Below are 18,936 nucleotides of genomic sequence, written 5' to 3' on the forward strand. Positions count from 1 at the left end.
TTTTATCGCCAATGCCTTATTTGTCGCCAATATAAAGGTTCATGGCCTCTGACGTAGACGCATCGTTATGGATCATCGCCATCAGCGCATCAACAACACGGCTTGGGTTTGGGTGCTGATAGATATTACGGCCGTAAACCATACCTAACGCACCCTGATCAAGTAACGCTCTCGCTTTACTAAATACCGACTCAATATCTTCTCGACCACCGCCACGCACAAGGACTGGACAACGACCGGCTTCAACAACTTTATGAAAATCCTCAGCATTAGCGGTAGGGTCTGCTTTAATAATGTCGGCCCCCAGCTCACGAGCCATTCGAGCAAGCGTCACGATCTTTTCACAATCACCATCGACCATGTAAGCCTGCCCTTTGGTATTTGGCTGCATCACTAGCGGTTCTACCATCAAAGGCATACCGTATTTTTCACATTCCGCTTTAACTTTGCTGATGTTCGCGACACATTGTTTAAATAGATCGGGCTCATCTGGAAGCATAAATAGATTGACCACAACACACGCGGCATCCATCTGTAAAGCCTGAATGATTGGCTGCTCTGCATTTTGTAGAAGCGCCCACATGTGGCGGTGACGCTCTGCGTTATAAGGGTTACCCAAATCTATTCGCATCACTAATGCCGGCTTATCTTTACCGTCGACATTTTGTAGAAGGTCCGCTTGACCGGCATTCATCTGGATAGCGTCAGGTTTTGCATTAACCAACTGCTCTACGACCGAGCTCATATTTTCAAGCCCGTCTAGAAAAGACGGCTCATTGCAGACTCCATGATCAATCGCTACATCGAGGCATCGCCCGTTCTTAAACAATCGGTTCATCCTAACCTTATTGGTCAAATACATACTCTTCTCCATTTTCTAATTGTTGATTTTCTACATTATTTGATTGTGATGTGGTTTCAGGCGTCTTTTTTAGGCCGTCTAACTCGACGCCATGAAAGGTGAGCAAGACATTCTTTGTTTGCTCGCGATCTTCCTGTTTTCGTTGTGGGGTCCAATTGAAGAAATCAGCAGTTATGTCCGATATTTCTTCAAAAACCGCATCATTCAATTTACCTTCTATGGCAATCGAAGTTCGTCGCAAAAATACATCTAGAGACGTTTCAACATGCTCATGTTCTAGAATGTATGTGAGTTCGCCTACGCTATAATCAGGGAGTGAATTCAGCAGTGAATCAGACTGACCTTCCAACCATTCCAGTAGACCTTCACACCCAGTTCCATAGCGCTTGAACCAAACGTCGATTTGATTGTGTGGCTGAGTAGAATAACGGTCGGCAAGTTTCGACACGTATTTTCCCTTACCCTTTTGAGTGACAGGGTAACCCTTTCCTCCGCCGATTTGCTTTTGCTTAGTACTACAGCACTTTGGCTTATCAAGTACTTCCAATAGTTCATCAGACACTTCTTCGCCGAAAGCCCGAAACGTAGTCCACTTCCCGCCAATTAGTGAATACACGTCCGTTCCATTTATAGAATCCCGTTTAATCGAATGACTTCGCGGTATTTGCCCTGTTGTTGATGCATTCACAGAAGGCAATGGACGCACACCACTGAACTGATAAACAATTTGGTCTCGACTGATATTGAGATCGGGTAGTACACCTCTTAACGATTCCAAAATGTAGTCAATTTCTTCGTCGGTACAGTGAACCGATTCAGGGTCGCTCACTGGTATATCTGTTGAGCCAATAAGTACCTTGCCAAAGTATGGAAATAGAATACAAACCCTTCCTTCACTGTTTTCGTAAAACAACATGTTGTCTTTTAGCTCATGCAAAAGATCGGCATTATCAACAATGATGTGCGATCCCTTGGTGCCTTGCATGTATTGACTGGGTGCGGTCAAAAGACCATTGGTGCTATCAACCCACGCCCCAGTTGCATTCACAACATGACGGCTAAACACATGCGCTGGTGATTCACTGCCCGTCTGCTGCAACGTAAGTCGTCCATCGCTTAAATCAGTTACTTTTGTATAGTTAAGCGCAGTTCCACCTGCTTTAATGCCTTCTTGAATAAGCTCCATGGCAAGTCTCTCAGGTGAGCTTATCCAAGCATCAAAATAGGTCGCACTACTGCTGACTTTCTTACCCATTAACGGCCAGCGTTTTTGCGTTACACTGGCAGAATGCATTTTGTGGGCAGGCATCATTTGGTCTCGTTTGGTAAACCAATCATACAAACTAAGACCAAGTTTAATCACCACAGATCCGCGCTGAGAAGGACGGTCTTTAAGCCCGATAAACTTAAACAATCCATCAAAAATTCCAGACCAGGTTGAGAATATTGGAATAGTCGTTTCCAGCGGCGACACTAAATGAGGTGCATTACTGAGTAAGCGATTACGCTCAAATAGCGCTTCTTTCACCAATGAAAATTCACCATTTTCGAGATAGCGCAAACCACCATGTATCATCCGAGAAGGAGCGGCGCTTGCCTTGGAGCAAAAGTCATCTTTTTCAACAAGCAATACCTTAACGCCTTGCAGTGCAAGCTCTCTAAATACGCTAATACCATTGATACCTCCTCCAATAACCACGACATCGAAACCACTTTGTAGATTTAAGTTTTGGAATACTTTTGTGTTGTTATTCATCTTTGCTTCCTGCCAAGTGCTGTTCCTTCCAACCGGTTTTGAACGCTATGAAATACGGCCTAAGCCAGTTCCAACTCGCCAAAAAACTCTAGGGATTTAGCATCGATAAATTTCACTTCTTCTAATGACAACTCAACACTACCAGCGGCTGCATTCTCAATCGCTTGTTGTGGGTTTCTCGCACCGCATAAGGCGTAGGTAATTCCCGGTTGTTGCAACGTCGCAGCTATCACGAGTTGAGCGACACTGATATTTTTTTGTCGAGCAATAGGTTCTATAGATTGGCAAAATTTCTGTACCCAGCGGCGATTTTCAATGGTGAACATTGGATCAGTAATGCGTTGATCATCCCCGGTAAACACTCGCTCTGGCGTCACCTTCCCACTTAACAACCCCATCGCCAAAGATGAATAACTAAGACAGGCAACATTAGTTTGAATCGTTGTTGGCAGTAGTGTTTGCTCTAATTGACGATCGATTAGGTTATATTTCTCTTGTACTGCATCGACAACACCACAGCTTTGATACTTCGCGAGTTCCGCTTGATTGGCATTACTAATTCCAATCGCTCGAATTTTCCCGGCTTTTTTGAGAGATAACAGCGCTTCCATCGTCTCTTCGACTGGCGTAGTCGGATCTTGCCAATGCGTAATATAAAGATCGAGATAGTCGGTTTGTAATCGTTTAAGGCTTTGTTCCACTTCGTGTTGAATCGCATCAGCGCCTAAATAGCGATGAACGGGTTTGCCATTTTCATCAAAGAAGTGATTGCCTTTGTTTGTATGCCAAACTAATCCACACTTGGTCGCTAAGACCACTTGGTCACGCTTACCTTTTATTGCTTTACCGACAATTTCTTCTGACACTCCAAGACCATAAGCCGGTGCGGTATCAATGAGCGATACGCCATTATCAAGCGAGGCATGAATGGCTTCTATTGCGGCTTTTTCGTCAGTACCACCCCACATCCAGCCGCCCATAGCCCATGTACCTAAACCAATCACCGATGCTTCAATTCCTGACTTTCCTATTTCTCTTTTTTTCATGATCTTTTCCTATTTAATGAGTTCTAATACACGGGCTACCGTATCTTCATCCGAAACTATGCCATTCATTAGTCGCCCCTTTAGTGCCGCGACTAGAGCATCGACCTTTGAATGAGTCGCTGCTACGCCAATGCTGTGTTCGATACTGTTCAATTCTTGTAGATTCAGTCCAATCAGTTTCTGGTTAATATGTTCAGCACATTTGTTTCCATCTTCATCGTAAAGATGCGCAAGAACTTCGCCTTTACACTGAGCGCTGATGACCGTTTCTGCTTGGTGACCACTTAACGAGCGTAAATCGTAATAACTGTCACTCTCACTGGCGACAGAGCCAACGCCAACCAAAGCAATATCCGCACTTCTTGCGAGATCCAATACCTCTTTAATACTGCGCATTTCCATCAGTATTGAGCGTTGCTCATCGGTATCCACAAACAAAGGTGCGTGGAGCTGAGTGCTGCTACCCCCTAGTTTTTCAGCTAACCGACTTGCGAGATAATTCACATCCGTGAAATGGTGGCCTTGGATTCCGCCTGTTGCGGGGACGACTCGGACATTAGGAAAGCTCATCGGTTTAATCTCTTCCACTATTTGAGCCATGGTTTTACCACCACTGATGCAAATAACGCTGTCGGGTTTCACCGTTTCTATCAGTAATTCGCCTGCTGCTTTAGCCACTTGGCGAGTGACCACACTTTCATCTTTACTTAAACTAGGTTGAATCACTGCCGTCTTGAGCCCAAAAGCGTCGAGCATTCGTTGCTCCAACGTATGGGTTCTCTCTTGTGGCAGATTCAGCGTTATTTCCACCAGCCCATCATCATGAGCTTGCTTAATGACGCGGTTCACTTTGGCCGTCGACAAACCAAGCTGCTTAGCTATATCGGACTGATTTAGGTTCTCCATATAACGTAACGTCAGAACTTTAGCTGTTTGCCTTAAAATGTCGTCTTGTTCACTCATCGCCATAATCTCTCCCTAGTTCACTGTCCACTCGGCCTGTATTTCTCTCTATACAACTATCTATATAGTCGCGATTTATTGAGCGGTATTGTTTTTCTTAAGCTCAATCAGGGCACATTTATTTGTTCATAAGCAGTGAAATTTATTTCATCTGTGTAAAAAATAATCACAACAAGAGGCTTTTACAAGTTAAAACGATACAAAAAGTTTCGTTTTGGCTCATTTGTTGCGAACGATCACATTTTTAACAATATTGATACGTAATGTATCAATATGCCATTGACCGTCCAATTTTCATTCACTACCTTTTAACACGTGAAATACATTTCACCGTTTGAAAGAAAATTCAAATCAGTGATAACAACAAGTGAATACCTAATACACATGGAGAAGATCATGAAGTCAGTAACATTAAAAAAGATTTTTAATAAAGGACTTATCGCTACAAGTATTCTTGTTGCTTCAAGCCTTGCTGCTACGACACAGGCAAATGAGCGAATAGCATTTTTCGTTTCAGACTTGTCGAATGTTTTCCACCAATCTCAAGCAACCGAAGCGAAACGCTACGCAAAAGAGAAGTATGGCGCGGAAGTGGTTATTTTTGATGGGAAAGCCGACTCTGCGGTCATGACACAAAACATCGATCAGGTTGCAGCGGGCGCATTTGATGGTGCATCACTTCACATTTGGGATGGCGAAGCAGCCACACCAGGTGTGAAAGAAGCACTGGAAGAGAATATCGCAATGACCTCTTTCTTCAGCCCGATTACCGATACAGGCATCCCGACCGCACGTAGCGATGAGGCGACAGTATCGTTTGACATGGGCGCACAAATGGCTCGAACATGGAAAGAAGCAAACCCAGACAAACCTATTGTTATGGTTCAGCTAGGTTGGCCAAACCATACCGAAGTAAGTTCAGGCCGAACCAACCCATTTGCTGATGGCGTATTATCAGTAGACCCTACCGCGAAAAACCTTGGAGCCTTAGATGCAAGTGGCGGTCAAGAAGCTGCAAAACAGATTGTTGTCGACTTATTAACTCAGCAACCTGAGGTCAACCTTATCTATTCAGAGGCTTCAAACTTAACAGTGGGAACTATGGCTGCGCTATCTCAACTTGGCCGAGGTAAGTTTAAAAATGGTAAACCTCATACTGAAATCGTTGCGAGTGTAGACTTTGACTCGGTTGAGTTTGACCAAATTTATGATCCCGACTCTAGCCTGAAGCTATCTATGGGTCTTCCGCCGGTTGAAACTGCACGCGGACGTATCGACTTGGTGATGGACGTTATCAATGAAAAAGTAGCACCTAGCAGCGTTGAAGCTGAAGAGTTCTTCTATAAGGCATACACCATCTCTTATTGGTCAATGCCAAAGCCAGACGCACAGCAATGGTTAGACGCGCAATTTAGTAACTAACATCAATTATTATGTGACCGCTTATAACTAAGTAACAGTCAACGGCGGCTTAGCATAGCGTTAAGCCGCATGTTAACTGAAGTTAGATTCAAATCTCATAGACAAGGAAAGGTCACTTCAACTGTATTGCCGACACTGATTCAACAGTTTGAAGAACCAACAACTAAAGGAGAGATCATCTTGAATAGTCAAAATTCTACTTCTGTTCTTTCAATTCAAGGGCTCATTAAAGACTACCCCGGTGTGCGGGCGGTTAACGATGTCAGTTTTTCAATTGAACACGGCACAGTACATTGTTTAATCGGTGAAAATGGTGCGGGTAAATCGACTCTGGTGAAAATGATCACAGGCGCTATCAACCCAACTCAAGGCACCATGAAAGTAAACGGTAAACCGTATAGCCCAAAAGGGACACAATCCGCCAGAGAATCCGGCATTGCTACCCTTTTTCAGGAGTTGCATGTTGTTGACGAGCTAACGGTACTTGAAAACCTAACCTTGGGCATGGAAAAAAGTAGATTTGGCTTTTTAATAAAATCCGACCTAGAAGAAAGAATGATTCGAACGTTGGCAACGATAGAACCTTCGATTGATCCCTACGCTAGAGTCTCGACGCTTGGCGTCGCCCAAAAACAGATTATGGAGATTGCGCGCGCAGCCTCTTCCGGTGCCAACATTATCATTATGGATGAGCCAACCGCCGCTTTATCTGAGCGTGAAGTTGACCGGCTTTTCACGGTAATTCGACGCCTTCAAGCTCAAAATGTCACCGTTATTTACATTTCTCACAAGCTTGATGAAATTCTATCCTTAGGGGATACCGTTACTGTCATGAGAGACGGTAAACATATTTCAACCAAACCCATTTCTGAAGTGGAAGGACGCGCAGAGCTCATCGACATGATGATTGGACGAACCATCTTCCATGATTATACCCCTCGAGACACTGTCACTGACGATACGTTTTTATCCGTTCGCAATCTCAATAACAAGCGACTCAATAACGTCTCTTTCGATATTAACAAAGGCGAGATTGTTGGGTTTTATGGCCTTGTTGGCGCTGGAAAGACGGAAATCGCAAGAGCGATATTTGGCGCAGACAAAGTAACAGGCAGCATTAAACTCAATGGCGAAGAAATCGGTCATTCCCCTAAAGAATCACTAGCGGCAGGTATTGCGTTAGTACCCGAAGAGCGTAGAACACAAGGGCTCTTTACCAGTCTGACTATTCGCGAAAACATTCCTGTGATGAACTTACCAAGAATGTCAGATTTTGGGGTATTCAAAGCAGACGATGAGCTCAATGCCGCTAACGATTATGTTGAAAAGCTGTCGATTGCCACAAGCTCGATTGAAAAACCTGCCGAGAAACTCTCAGGCGGCAACCAACAAAAAATAGTCATCGCGAAATGCCTATTCTCTCAAGCCAAATTATTGCTGTTAGATGAACCGACGCGTGGAGTCGATGTTGGTGCTAAAACCGAGATTTATGATCTCGTTAAAAGTCTTGCCAATGAAGGTAACTCTGTCGCGGTATTTTCTACAGAATTAGAAGAGATACTCGGAGTATGCGATCGCTTATTCCTACTTTATGACGGTTCATTAGTCTCTGAGATTAAAAATGGGCCGGACGTTGATACAAACTATATTTTGAACGCTGCTACTGGTGGCCTTGAGGAGGCAGTATGTTAAATACTTCCATAAAATTAAACGACTCACCAGTACAACGCCGTAAAGTCAGTGACCAAATGTATATTACATTGTTGGTCGCCCTAGTTGCTGTTGGACTGTTTTTAGTGGCGTCCGTCTTGGTGCCAAACTTTTTTCAAGTTCAGAACATGCTGAACTTAGTCACCAATAACTGGGCAGTTATTTCACTCGGGGTTGGCGTATCGTTTTTGCTTATTTCTGGAAACTTTGACCTCTCGGTTGGAGGAATTGTCGCCCTATCAGGTGTTCTATCTGTATGGTTTGCACAATCGGTCACGGGTGCTTCTGCACTCTCTTCTGGCCTTGGTTTGCCTTATTGGCTAGCGATTGTAGGTGCATTGTTGGGCGCATTAGTTATTGGTGGATTAAATGCCCTCTTCGTTGTTCGGTTTCGTATCCCTTCTATCATTGTCACATTAGGAACAATGATGGTTGCCAGAGGAATAGCACAAGTTATTACTCAGGGTTCACAACGAAACACTAATTTACCTTCAGAGTTTGGTGTATTAGGTAGTCTCAAAGTGTTTGGCACTTCTATGCAGTTCCCCGTTCTCTTCATGCTTCTTCTCTTTTTAGCGGCTATTTTTATCGAGCGTAAAACCGTATTCGGACGCATTACCTATTGGATTGGCGCAAACCCTGAAGCCGCGAAGCTGTCTGGTATTGATAATGCCAAGCATATTACTTATTTATATCTGTTTAGTGCTTTAGTTGCTGGAATAGTCGGGATTCTACTCTCTTCTGAGTTCAAATCTGGCTTCTCTAACCGCGGCCTGCTTATGGAGTTCGATGCGTTAGTTATCGCACTTCTAGGTGGTATTGCCATTGCAGGTGGGTTTGGTTCTGTCATCGGTATGTTCTTTGGCGCCATCATACTTGCGGTGGTGACATCGGCAGCCACCGGCCTCACCTTGTCACCCGACTGGCAATTTATATTGAGGGCCGTCGCGGTGTTTTTAGCTATTACAGCTCAAACGTGGGCGTTGTCCCTTCGCAGTAAATAACCGAAGTCAATCAATAGGTGAACGTCATGTCTGATTCAACAAAAGTGTTCAACACACCGTCGTCCTTCGGTAACCAAGTGTCTAAGTTTGTTCTCAATTACTACATTTACTTTGTATTAGCTGCGATAGTGATTTTTCTTAGTAGTGTTAACTTAGAACAATACGCGCTGTTCGAACGCGGCAACTTTCTTTATAAGAAAAACATCATCAATATTTTACGTGTTTCTGCGCCAATCTTGGTATTAGCTGGGGCATTTACGTTATTGATGATCTCAGGTTATATCGACCTTTCCGTAGGAAGTACCATGGGTTTAAGTGCTGTTATCTATGCACTACTCGCTATTAATGGTGTACCGTTTTGGGCAGCATTTTCTATTACGGTGTTCTGTGGTGTTTTACTCGGGGCGTTTAACGGATTGTTAGTCGTAAAGTTTGGTATTACCCCAGTTATTGCGACATTAATAACACTGAGTTTGTATAAAGGTGTGGCTCTATTGCTGGTAGAAGATGGTGTATCGGCCATCAAATCAATGGGCGATATGAAAATGCCTGGTTGGTTTAATGACTATGGACGAGACGCCGTATTGATGGGCTTACCGATGGCGTTTTGGGTAGCCGTTGGTGTGACCGCTTTCCTCATCTTGCTGCAAAATCGGTCGTTACTTGGTAAATACGCCGCAGCGACAGGGGGCAACCCAACCGCAGCGAAGCTATCCGGCATTAAGACAGGGTTAGTCGTATTTAGCTTATACGCTATCGTAGGCGCTTGTGCTTCTTTAGCCGGTATTGCCCGTGCGAGTTTCATGTCCATCGGTGATCCGTTATCCGGCGATGGTATGGAGCTTACCGCTATATTAGTCGTACTCATTGGCGGTACTGCGTTTAGTGGCGGTGAAGGCAAAGTTCTGCGTTCTTTCATTGGGGCGCTTATCATCATGACACTCACCGTCGGCATGCTGACGCTTGTCCCTGCCTATTTTCAAACCTTAGTTATCGGTGCTGCACTGTTAGCAGCTGCGGCTTCAAACCACTTGGTGAGTAAGAAACAAATTGGAAACTAAATCAGTGGTTATCTAATGGCAACAGGCATTGGTTTAAGATGCCTGCCTGTTGCTAATATCTGTTCCGTTAGAATTAAACCTTCACAATTGTACAAGCAGCTATCCTTCTTAACGATTTTCTGTGAATACCTGAATATCGTCCAGTTAAAGATATGTAATACTTATTCGTCAGCAACAATCTCGCCGCTTCCTCTTTTGTCTCTACATATACTTTATTGCATAGGCTTTGTGGTCTAGTACCAGACTTCCTTCCTATTATTTTCGATAACTCAAAGTATCCTTCTTTATTAGCCTCACAGCGAAAAGTTGTTTCGTTGCCATAAATACTACCCTTAGCAACAATATCAATAATCATTTTAACTCCGAACTTAAATCCACATTTACATAATCTAAATGTGGTAAACCCTAATATTAGGCTACCAGATATAGGGGAATTAAAGGCAGTACTAGCCAGTTAGTTAAGGACTAACTGGCTACAGTTTTGGGGAATTAGAAGTAATAGTATGCCGCTGCAAATACATATGTCTCTTCGTCACTATCGATGCCAGCGTCGATATCACGTTTAATATCGATACCCATATCCGCTCGTTCGTTCAGTGTGTACATGGCTGCAACGTTATAGTAGCTTTTGTCTTCATCAGCCTGACCAATTTCTTCCGTGGTATTTGCGCCGTAGCCTGCTGCAAGAGTTAGTTGCTCGTTAATAGAAAACGCCGAAGATAAGTAATAACCGCTATTTTGATAGTCGTTAGAGTTAACTTCTAGGTCTTTTTTACCTTCATCAATCCATGAGTTAAAACCAACTTTAATCTTTCCTAGCTTAGCGTTACCCGAAAGTGAAATAACACTAAAGTCTGCTTCATCGCGCTCTTCATAGCCCGCATATACATTGAATGCATCATGCTGATATCCTAGGTAACCATTAATGCCTTTGTCCGCAAGGCTATGGCTATCTTCTGTTTCAAAGTAAGAGATACCATATGCCACACCTACTGTAGAACCTTCAAATTTTACGACGTTAAAAGCATCTGAAGCATCTCCAGCAGAAGCTCCAAACTCATAAGTCATATCACCAGCACCGTCCACTCTGTCTAGTGCAGTATCATTTTCCCAACCGAATGAAGCAATACCGTAACCAGTATCAAAGCCTAACCATGCTTTATCTACATCGGTGTTTGTACCGCTTTCGATATCCCAAGGATTTGCTTTGTCATCTGTCGTCCAATTTACTTGTAAATCTGTTTCAAAATAGCCTAGGAATCGGTTGTTTTGATAGTTAACAGCAATGGTCATTCCTGTTGCCCAGTCATCATAAAAAGCATCAGACTCAGTATCGTAGTAACCGCCGAGACCAAAAGATCCTGATACTGAAAACTGGTCCTTATGTACAGGATCAAATTCAAATGCTGGTTTACTATTTTGAGAGCTCGTTTGAACCGCAAATGCTGATGTAGCTGTTGATGCAATTAAAATTGCTAAGATTGTTTTTTTCATAATGACCACTTTTCCCTATCGATTGTTTTAACTTCATCGCTAGTGCGACTTCGAATGTGTGGTCATTTTTACTAAATTGGTGGAATGAAAATACCGCAATATTACTGCATTTATTCGAGTTTTTTATTAATCACCAAGAACCAACCGAAGTAACTAATACTTTTTAGCTATAGATCTTATCCATATATTAATTAATTGGTATCTTGATAAATCTTCTGTTTCATTACGCTTATATCGTTGATGTACAATTTTAATTTCTTCATTATCTGACGTTCCAGCTAATTTATTTCCGTCTATCAACCTATATCGGTCATATTTTATTAATAAGCGCTCATATAAAACCGATTCAAAATTCGGTAATAAATTTCTTTTTATCGCTATAAGGGTTCTAACCCACCTAGGTAGAGATCTTGATTTATAGTACCTATATACCTTAAATAAACTTACCGTTATCAATAACACCAACAAGACAGAGCTGATAATTATGCTTTTATACAAACTAATCCATGATGAAAAGGTGTGAGTTACCTGCCAAGTCTGTTCTTCTAATATTACTTTCGTATTTGATTTGGTATCTGGATTCCACCAGTAAACATCAATAGGAGGAAGGGTAATGCGTCCTGCTTGTTTAACGATATATATCGCTGTCTCTACTTTTTTTGAATAACGTTCACCACGAACTTGGTGCTCTTCATTTTTTGCCGCCTGAGGATAAAACGCTAAGCTATCAATCATCAGCACTGGTTCTTGTAATAAGTCCGGTAATAGCATGATGCTAGTATCATTCGCGGTTGTTGTAATCACTCGCTTCAAAGAGTCACCTACACGAACCGATGACTCTTCCGTTACCTCATTCGATGCTGAGCGAATCACTTCCCATCGATCCGTTACTTCTAAAACCGTAGCTGTCACCCAGTGATGACTTTTGGTCGTCTGTGCCATTGGCTTATGTGTGCGAAACCTCAAAGGACTCGTCGTTAACTGCCCGCTAACCTTATCTTTTCCATTTTTCACTTCTAGCTCAACGGTAACTGGCGGAATTCGGTACTCCCCACTAACCAGAGGGTAAAGCACTATTTCCCAAAGTTGTTTCGAGTAGGTTTTTCCATTAATACGTTCTGTAGAGTTTATGGCAAACGAACTACGATTAATGACAAGCGCATCATCGACCTCAATACGGTGAATTCGCGTGCCTTTAGTAAACCAAGTATCTGTGGATACCTCTATATTAACAATCACTTGCTCATGAGTTGAAATTGACTCAATGTCCCCACTCACCCACGTTTTTATACTCACTTTGCCTTGTTCTTGAAGCTCACTCATCACGCTTGCTTGAGCATGTCCGACAAATATTAGCAGCGATATAAGCAACAATTTAAAAACGGATTTTTTTAGACCTTTACTCATCACGCCACTCCGTCGATCTACCCTTTCCTTGTTCAAGCTGTAGATGAAACTTAGTCGCTAGAAAATTGGCTAAGTCACTTTCTACACGTTTCATCCACTTCTCGTTCATTACTGGATTATTGAGAATATCTTTCGCAGACAACGACTCTTGAATTAGCTGCTTCTTGTCGATTTCTTGTAATATGCCCTCAGAGCTTTTCGGTTTGTCACCGCGCTCTTTACTGCTTTGCTGCTCGTTACTATTCGATTGGCTTTGAGTGAAGGTATCGATATGTTCGATAACTGAGGTCACTACTTGTAGATTATTACCTGCGACTTTATTACTCGGATCAATTTGTAGAATCTCTTCATAGAGTTTTTTCGCCGCTATGTATTCTTTCATGTGAGCGAGTGAAGCAGCAGCGCCTAACAGCGATGCTACATCATCATTTCGCATGTAATACTGCTGGGCAGTTTCGTAATCCCCTACAAGGTAATACGATTCAGCTTTCCAATTTTCATTCTCAAACAACTCTGCTGCGCTGGTATATTCGGCCCTGTCATAGTGCAGTGCACCCTGCTGATCTCTCGTTAACCATACATCAAGCCAATTAAGCTCACTTGCGTAAACAGGTGAGGGAAATAATGACGCGTTACAAACTAAAAAGACGAGACTCCATTTAACCAGCCAACCTTTTCGAAACCACAATAAGTAAGGGACAATGATGAACCAAACTAATGGATATCCTGCATCATGCCACGGTTCAAACTCGCCACCAGAAAGCTCAGAAAACGAGATAATCTCACGGTTAAGTCTCTTTATATCCCCTTGTTCTTGAGTAAACGTAACGAACTCTCCCCCCGTTAATCGAGCCAAAGACGAAAGCGTTCGAGACTCCAACGGATATGGCGTAGTGATCGCTTCATCGCCAATTCCATACACAAGTAACTGATACGGTTTAACGCCAAAGTAATCTTGATATTCGTTAAACGCTTTTTGATTTACTGCATCGGTCACCAATAACACCGTCGCATTATTGCTGTTTTCAGGTAATACCTGCTCAATAACGGCCAAGGTATATTCTGCAAACTTACCGTCTCTAGGCATCACTTCAGCTGATATTGACTCTAACAGTGGTCTAAAAACTTCGATATCTTGTGTCAAAGGCATCGCCATGTGAGCACTTCCGGAATAGACAATTAACGCTGTAGTCCCTGATTGTCTTAACTCAATAAGCGATAGTATTTTCTGTTTGGCTCGAAACAAACGGCTCGGTGCTAGGTCTTGCTGCTGCATTGAATTTGATACGTCCAACACGATAACTAAAGGCGTCGTGCTTTCGCCAAACGGCAACGCTTGTCGGTACCAACTTGGGCCAGATGCCACTAGGATCGCCATAATACCCAGGACTGAGAGTGTTTTAATCGGTATGCGACTATTCCAGTTAGAGTCTCCGACCTGTAGCGCTTTTAGTAAGTGTTTAGGTAGCTTTTTTGCCCAAGCATTCCCTCGGTTCTCACCACGCCAATTCAAAATCACTAGCACTAAGAAAGGCAGAGTAAGCAATAACCAACTAGGTCTAGTAAAGTGAAAGTTTTCAATCACTGTCATCATGATCATTTCGCCCCTACACCTTCACCTGTAAGGAACAGACTTCGACGTCGAACCACGCTGAATGCCATAAATATAAGCTGATGAATGATGGCAATGATCACTGGAATGTAGTGATAACTCGTTTTTGGCCGATAGCTAAAGCTTTCAAACACGAGTGGTTCAATCTGGTTAATTGCTTGGTAGATATTACTCAATTCACTTGGTGACATGGCCAGAAAGCTCTCTCCATCGGTAATATCCGCAATCTCTTCAATAACACTCATCTCAATCGCCTGCTCTCCCGTCGTGTTCGGGCTACCCATAGCCACCACGTGGATTTTTATATTATGAGCGGCTGCCACCTTTGCAGCATCAATCGGTGGAACCAAGCTATCGGTGTCATTCCCATCGGTAAGCACAATCATGACTCTCTGCTTGCTACTATTAGTTGTGTTCTCTAGTCCATTGTCATCAACAGCGCTTGCCTCTGAAATGAAGGTTTTAATTCCAAGACCGATTGCATCACCTAAATGGGTGCTGGCACCTGCCATTGACGGCTGGGTTTCATTCAATAATTTGGACCAGGCGTCATGATCCACGGTGAACGGTGATTGAACGTAAGCTGACTCTCCAAACACAATCAAGCCTAGGCGATCGCCCTTTCGCTGTAGGCTGAACTCACTCAGGACCTCTTTTGATGCGGCTAGTCTTGATATCTGCTCTCCATTCGCATTGGTAAAATCATTCGTTGCCATCGAGCCTGATAGATCAACAATCATCATCAAGTCGCGACCAGACAAATGCCGAGTCTCTTCTGGTCCTAACCACATAGGTTTTGCAGCGGCAATAATAAGTAACACCCAGCCAGAGATAAGCGATAATCGTTGCCAAGGTGTCGCGCTCAACTCACTTGCACCTTTACTCGCACTCAAATTCAAAGTCGATATGAGTAGGCTAAAGAAAGGGACTATAACAGCCAGTTGGCGAGTGTGATGACGCGGGGCAATGTAGTAGACAACAGCAGGTAACGGTATGAGAAAAAACGCCCAAAGGTTTTCAAACTCGATCATAGTCGCTCCTATCATGAGTTCTTACCCACGTAATACACAGGATCCTAAGCCTATTCAAGTCTGCGACTTCCCACGAGTTTACAAGCTTCAATTGATAGAGCTCACTTTGCCATCGTTCTAACAGAGAACTATCAAGGTCATTATTCGATGTTGTTTTGTATAAAAAGTCGACCCACGATTGACCTGTAAGCATAGCGACACGCGAGTTAGGGTAAGCAAAACAAGCGACGTGCTTTACAACACTGTTAAAGCGTCTTAATTCTGATTGAAGCTCTAGCGCCGTTGGATGAGTGAATGGTATTTGATTCAAAGCTTTGATCGCTTTTCGTCGATACGATTCAGATTTTAACCGTGTATAGCAACGATACCCTCCCCATATTACAGCTGCGACCAATACGATTAACAGGCACTTCCATCCTATTGTGCTTGGGAACCAATCAATGCTTGGACGAGCAGAGGGTTCTATCAGGTTTTTTAAAAGAATATTATTGTTTGACACTTCGACCTCCACTCGCCTGCTCTATAAACTGAGCAAGATGACGACCAGACGTATCAAGTTGAATGACATCCATACCACCAGCATGGATTAAGTGACGTATACGTTCATTGTGTATCGCATTATTTTGATTATACAAAGTCAATTTTGAATTCAATGACGGACCTACAGGGAGCTGTAGTTGCCCGTCACTTATATTTGCAGATTCGTCGAATGCGAGGTTTACTTCCATTGGGTCACTGATTGAAACACCCAATACATCATTATGTTGCTTCAGCCACTTAATGCGATTTAGGTCATCATCTGATAAATTGGTAAAATCACTCACCATAACAACCAAGCTACCTTTGAGCTTCTGTCTGCTTAGTTTCAATAGCCCTCGACTAAAGCCCGACTCGATGACCTGCGAAGGCTGCTTAACTTGGGTTTCCGATAGCGCTTTATTCATCTCCGTTAGCGTCCGCAGAATGCGTGATACGTGGGCTGAATTTCGCTGCGGCTTATACCAACTAATATCCCGGTCGTTAAACAGCATCGCACCAATACGGTCACTATCCTTTGTCACTTTCCATGCGCAGCAGGCACTGATGTGGGCCGCAACAACTGATTTCATTGTATCGATGGTAGAAAAATACATACTGCTACGTTGATCAACGAACAATATTACCGATTGATCTTTCTCTTCACTGTAAAGACGAACATGCGGCTCACCAGTACGCTGAGTTACATGCCAATCCAAGCTACGAATATCGTCGCCCATTTGATAGTGGCGAAACTCCTCAAAATTCACTCCGCGGCCACGGTACTTTGAGCGATTTGAGCCAGCCAAACGGCTCGACAATTTAGAGGATGGGGGTAAACGAAAACCTGCCGTTTTCAACTTCATGGCCATTAAGGCTTCAAACTTTACAGCGATTCTTGGGTCGTAATCGATATTCATAGTGTTCCCCTACGTCAGCGCAACGCTAAGCAAAAGCTCATCAACAATCTGCTTTGAACTGACGGAATTAGACAGCGCATCAAAACTTGGCGTAATACGGTGCCCTAGTACAGAATGAACAACACTTCTTACATCGTCAGGCGTTACGTGGTCACGCCCTTCAATCCACGCATGAGCACGGCTACACTTATCAAGAGAAATCGACGCTCTAGGGCTGACGCCGACCTCTATCCAACTATCTAAATTCGAGTGCGGATAAAGGTGTGGAAAACGAGTCGCCATGACCAAATCTACAATGTACTGCTTGATCGGCTGAGCGGTATAAACGCGCTTCACCTCGTCTTTACCCTGTGCAATACACTCAGCGGCTTGCTCAATACCGCTAAACTCTTGTTTATCGATAAGGGCTTCTCCAAGCTCCTCTTTTCTTACTAAATCGATGATCTCCATCTCGGCATCTGCATCAGGATATTCCACATCAACCTTCATAATAAATCGGTCCATTTGAGCTTCAGGTAGCGGATATGTGCCTTCTTGTTCAATTGGATTTTGGGTCGCTATGACCAAAAAGGGATCGGGCAGTTTCATGGTTTCGCCACCTACTGTCACCGTGCCTTCCGCCATCGCTTCCAACAGTGCCGCTTGTACCTTGGCTGGTGCTCGGTTTATTTCGTCTGCCAATACCATTGAGTGAAAAATAGGGCCCGGTTGGAACGTTAATGTCGCTTCCTCTTGATGATATATTTGAGTGCCAGTTACGTCGGAAGGCAATAAATCGGGCGTAAACTGAACGCGGCTAAATCCTAACGTTAAAAGCTCGGAAAGTGTTTTCGCTGCGCGAGTTTTTGCGGTACCCGGAAGCCCTTCAAGTAAAATGTGACCGCCCGTTAGCAAAGCAATGATCATTGATTTAGTAACGATCTCTTGCCCAACAATGGATTGATTTACCCGTTCCATTAAGCTTGAAATAACAGTATTTGAATTAGCACCATTTGAAATAGCAGTGTTTGAAATAGTAGCGTTTGAACTATCAGCCTTTGCAGTATAAGAGGCTGAAATTACAGAGTCAGAGTCAGTCGGCATTGAGCTTTCCTTCACGAATACAATTAAAGAGGGTTAATAACGCTGTCTTAAATCAGCAACGATTTCTTTGGGTGCTACTTTTTCAAGTTCAATCAAGCAAGTGTCAGCAGCCTGACCAGCGCTTAATAGAGCGTTACACCATGCATATAGATAAGTAGATTCAGGGTTAAGCTCGTAGATATCTTGGAACACTTGCGCTGCTTTCATAGGGTTTGATACCCCGACTAACGTTGCGTAAGCGTACCCAAATGTGGTGCTGTTAGGATCTATTTCGTATGACCGCTCAAGGTGCGTTATAGCTTCTTCCGAATTGTTTTCTCGGTGATACGCTAAACCAAGGCTGTAATAGGTCGGCGCATAGCTAGGAAATTCAAATAAACTAACTTCTAGAACTGATATAGCCTGTTCGTTTTTATCAGCGCTATTTAAGTACTCTGCCTGAACGATTGAAATACGAGGGTCACTGTATGTAGCATGCATTTCCAAATACAACGCTTCACTTAGTTGATGTTTGCTTTGAGTTCGGTAGAACCACGCTCTCTCGAGATCTCCTTCTAAGCTTGCAGGCAAGTTATCTAAATACTCATCAACAGAGGGCTCTAGTATCTCGATATACGATTGGGACATCACTGGCCACAATACAATGAGGGTACGAACCGCCTCGTTTTTCACTAAGCCGTTGGGGTCATTGAGGAGTGGAGATACGACATCCCACTTTGCCTTTCCTTGCCATTGTGCCGCGGCTTGAATGGCGGCAATACGAAGCTCTTGATATTCTGAACGTGAAGCACGAGCAACCGCGATCATCGCATTTGCCCCATAATAATCACCAAGAGCAACAGTAGCTGAGATTCTTTGTTCAAGGCCCAAAGCCTCACTTTGAGAATACTCAGCGAGCAAAGCCTCTTGCTGCTCAAGTTCAGTCATCAGTTTATCAGTAACTTGAACTTCGGTCGCAAAGCTCATGTGAGAAACGATTAGAATGACGCCCGTAAGAATAACGCTGAAATATGAACAAGTCAGATTCTCTAGTTTATTCATGTATCCCA

At 43.4% G+C, this 18,936-nt stretch carries 17 protein-coding genes; 4 read left to right on the plus strand and 13 right to left on the minus strand.

Features of this window, described 5'->3' with window-relative positions; genetic code table 11:
• Positions 1–16 precede the first annotated feature (16 nt).
• The 4 genes from L4D20_RS13370 to L4D20_RS13385 are packed head-to-tail and all read right to left on the minus strand — an operon-like array spanning position 17 to position 4,633.
• Entirely contained in the window at positions 17–862 is an 846-nt protein-coding gene (locus L4D20_RS13370; protein ID WP_428802090.1) for a class I fructose-bisphosphate aldolase, read from the minus strand.
• Positions 846–2,618 (minus strand): glycerol-3-phosphate dehydrogenase/oxidase, encoded by a 1,773-nt coding sequence (locus L4D20_RS13375; protein ID WP_428802091.1) that lies wholly within the window; start codon positions 2,616–2,618, stop codon positions 846–848. The genes L4D20_RS13370 and L4D20_RS13375 overlap by 17 nt, the downstream gene beginning before the upstream one ends.
• 59 nt (positions 2,619–2,677) lie before the next feature.
• Positions 2,678–3,664, minus strand: coding sequence for an aldo/keto reductase (locus tag L4D20_RS13380; RefSeq protein ID WP_428802092.1), 987 nt, complete (start codon positions 3,662–3,664; stop codon positions 2,678–2,680).
• A gap of 9 nt (positions 3,665–3,673) precedes the next feature.
• Positions 3,674–4,633: a sugar-binding transcriptional regulator gene (locus tag L4D20_RS13385; RefSeq protein ID WP_428802093.1), complete on the minus strand. Its 960-nt coding sequence runs from the start codon at positions 4,631–4,633 to the stop codon at positions 3,674–3,676.
• Between the two features lie 390 nt (positions 4,634–5,023).
• On the opposite strand from L4D20_RS13385, the gene L4D20_RS13390 reads away from it, so the two are divergent.
• From L4D20_RS13390 to L4D20_RS13405, 4 genes are all read left to right on the plus strand, one after another.
• Positions 5,024–6,049 (plus strand): sugar ABC transporter substrate-binding protein, encoded by a 1,026-nt coding sequence (locus L4D20_RS13390; RefSeq protein WP_428802094.1) that lies wholly within the window; start codon positions 5,024–5,026, stop codon positions 6,047–6,049.
• Between the two features lie 180 nt (positions 6,050–6,229).
• On the plus strand, positions 6,230–7,741 hold the full coding sequence (locus L4D20_RS13395) for a sugar ABC transporter ATP-binding protein (protein ID WP_428802095.1): 1,512 nt from the start codon (positions 6,230–6,232) through the stop codon (positions 7,739–7,741).
• Positions 7,735–8,763, plus strand: a complete 1,029-nt coding sequence (locus tag L4D20_RS13400) for an ABC transporter permease (protein ID WP_428802096.1) — start codon at positions 7,735–7,737, stop codon at positions 8,761–8,763. Before L4D20_RS13395 ends, L4D20_RS13400 begins: the two co-directional genes overlap by 7 nt.
• Before the next feature lie 26 nt (positions 8,764–8,789).
• Positions 8,790–9,824, plus strand: a complete 1,035-nt coding sequence (locus tag L4D20_RS13405) for an ABC transporter permease (RefSeq protein WP_428802097.1) — start codon at positions 8,790–8,792, stop codon at positions 9,822–9,824.
• A 73-nt stretch (positions 9,825–9,897) separates the two neighbouring features.
• On the opposite strand, the gene L4D20_RS13410 is transcribed toward L4D20_RS13405, so the two are convergent.
• The 9 genes from L4D20_RS13410 to L4D20_RS13450 form a co-directional block, all read right to left on the minus strand.
• Complete coding sequence (locus L4D20_RS13410) at positions 9,898–10,179, minus strand: hypothetical protein (protein WP_428802098.1); 282 nt, start codon at positions 10,177–10,179, stop codon at positions 9,898–9,900.
• A 134-nt stretch (positions 10,180–10,313) separates the two neighbouring features.
• Positions 10,314–11,318, minus strand: coding sequence for a porin (locus tag L4D20_RS13415; protein ID WP_428802099.1), 1,005 nt, complete (start codon positions 11,316–11,318; stop codon positions 10,314–10,316).
• 153 nt (positions 11,319–11,471) lie between these two features.
• Positions 11,472–12,725: a BatD family protein gene (locus L4D20_RS13420; RefSeq protein WP_428802100.1), complete on the minus strand. Its 1,254-nt coding sequence runs from the start codon at positions 12,723–12,725 to the stop codon at positions 11,472–11,474.
• On the minus strand, positions 12,718–14,325 hold the full coding sequence (locus L4D20_RS13425) for a VWA domain-containing protein (protein ID WP_428802101.1): 1,608 nt from the start codon (positions 14,323–14,325) through the stop codon (positions 12,718–12,720). Before L4D20_RS13425 ends, L4D20_RS13420 begins: the two co-directional genes overlap by 8 nt.
• Complete coding sequence (locus tag L4D20_RS13430; protein ID WP_428802102.1) at positions 14,322–15,368, minus strand: VWA domain-containing protein; 1,047 nt, start codon at positions 15,366–15,368, stop codon at positions 14,322–14,324. The genes L4D20_RS13425 and L4D20_RS13430 overlap by 4 nt, the downstream gene beginning before the upstream one ends.
• The gene (locus tag L4D20_RS13435) at positions 15,355–15,867 is read right to left on the minus strand and encodes a DUF4381 domain-containing protein (protein WP_428802103.1); all 513 of its coding nucleotides are present in this window, start codon (positions 15,865–15,867) and stop codon (positions 15,355–15,357) included. Before L4D20_RS13435 ends, L4D20_RS13430 begins: the two co-directional genes overlap by 14 nt.
• Positions 15,854–16,804, minus strand: a complete 951-nt coding sequence (locus tag L4D20_RS13440) for a DUF58 domain-containing protein (RefSeq protein ID WP_428802104.1) — start codon at positions 16,802–16,804, stop codon at positions 15,854–15,856. Before L4D20_RS13440 ends, L4D20_RS13435 begins: the two co-directional genes overlap by 14 nt.
• Positions 16,805–16,813: 9 nt before the next feature.
• The gene (locus L4D20_RS13445) at positions 16,814–17,761 is read right to left on the minus strand and encodes an AAA family ATPase (protein ID WP_428802146.1); all 948 of its coding nucleotides are present in this window, start codon (positions 17,759–17,761) and stop codon (positions 16,814–16,816) included.
• Positions 17,762–17,920: 159 nt separating this feature from the next.
• On the minus strand, positions 17,921–18,928 hold the full coding sequence (locus L4D20_RS13450) for a tetratricopeptide repeat protein (protein WP_428802105.1): 1,008 nt from the start codon (positions 18,926–18,928) through the stop codon (positions 17,921–17,923).
• Positions 18,929–18,936 lie beyond the last annotated feature (8 nt).

The organism is Vibrio kyushuensis, from assembly GCF_050337325.1.
GTDB lineage: Bacteria > Pseudomonadota > Gammaproteobacteria > Enterobacterales > Vibrionaceae > Vibrio > Vibrio kyushuensis.

Bases quoted from the DNA above. Each gene is read 5' to 3' on its own strand.
- L4D20_RS13370 (WP_428802090.1), bottom strand. From the start codon at position 862: ATGTATTTGACCAATAAGGTTAGGATGAACCGATTGTTTAAGAACGGG.
- L4D20_RS13375 (WP_428802091.1), bottom strand. From the start codon at position 2,618: ATGAATAACAACACAAAAGTATTCCAAAACTTAAATCTACAAAGTGGT.
- L4D20_RS13380 (WP_428802092.1), bottom strand. From the start codon at position 3,664: ATGAAAAAAAGAGAAATAGGAAAGTCAGGAATTGAAGCATCGGTGATT.
- L4D20_RS13385 (WP_428802093.1), bottom strand. From the start codon at position 4,633: ATGGCGATGAGTGAACAAGACGACATTTTAAGGCAAACAGCTAAAGTT.
- L4D20_RS13390 (WP_428802094.1), top strand. From the start codon at position 5,024: ATGAAGTCAGTAACATTAAAAAAGATTTTTAATAAAGGACTTATCGCT.
- L4D20_RS13400 (WP_428802096.1), top strand. From the start codon at position 7,735: ATGTTAAATACTTCCATAAAATTAAACGACTCACCAGTACAACGCCGT.
- L4D20_RS13405 (WP_428802097.1), top strand. From the start codon at position 8,790: ATGTCTGATTCAACAAAAGTGTTCAACACACCGTCGTCCTTCGGTAAC.
- L4D20_RS13410 (WP_428802098.1), bottom strand. From the start codon at position 10,179: ATGATTATTGATATTGTTGCTAAGGGTAGTATTTATGGCAACGAAACA.
- L4D20_RS13415 (WP_428802099.1), bottom strand. From the start codon at position 11,318: ATGAAAAAAACAATCTTAGCAATTTTAATTGCATCAACAGCTACATCA.
- L4D20_RS13420 (WP_428802100.1), bottom strand. From the start codon at position 12,725: ATGAGTAAAGGTCTAAAAAAATCCGTTTTTAAATTGTTGCTTATATCG.
- L4D20_RS13425 (WP_428802101.1), bottom strand. From the start codon at position 14,325: ATGATCATGATGACAGTGATTGAAAACTTTCACTTTACTAGACCTAGT.
- L4D20_RS13430 (WP_428802102.1), bottom strand. From the start codon at position 15,368: ATGATCGAGTTTGAAAACCTTTGGGCGTTTTTTCTCATACCGTTACCT.
- L4D20_RS13440 (WP_428802104.1), bottom strand. From the start codon at position 16,804: ATGAATATCGATTACGACCCAAGAATCGCTGTAAAGTTTGAAGCCTTA.
- L4D20_RS13445 (WP_428802146.1), bottom strand. From the start codon at position 17,761: ATGGAACGGGTAAATCAATCCATTGTTGGGCAAGAGATCGTTACTAAA.
- L4D20_RS13450 (WP_428802105.1), bottom strand. From the start codon at position 18,928: ATGAATAAACTAGAGAATCTGACTTGTTCATATTTCAGCGTTATTCTT.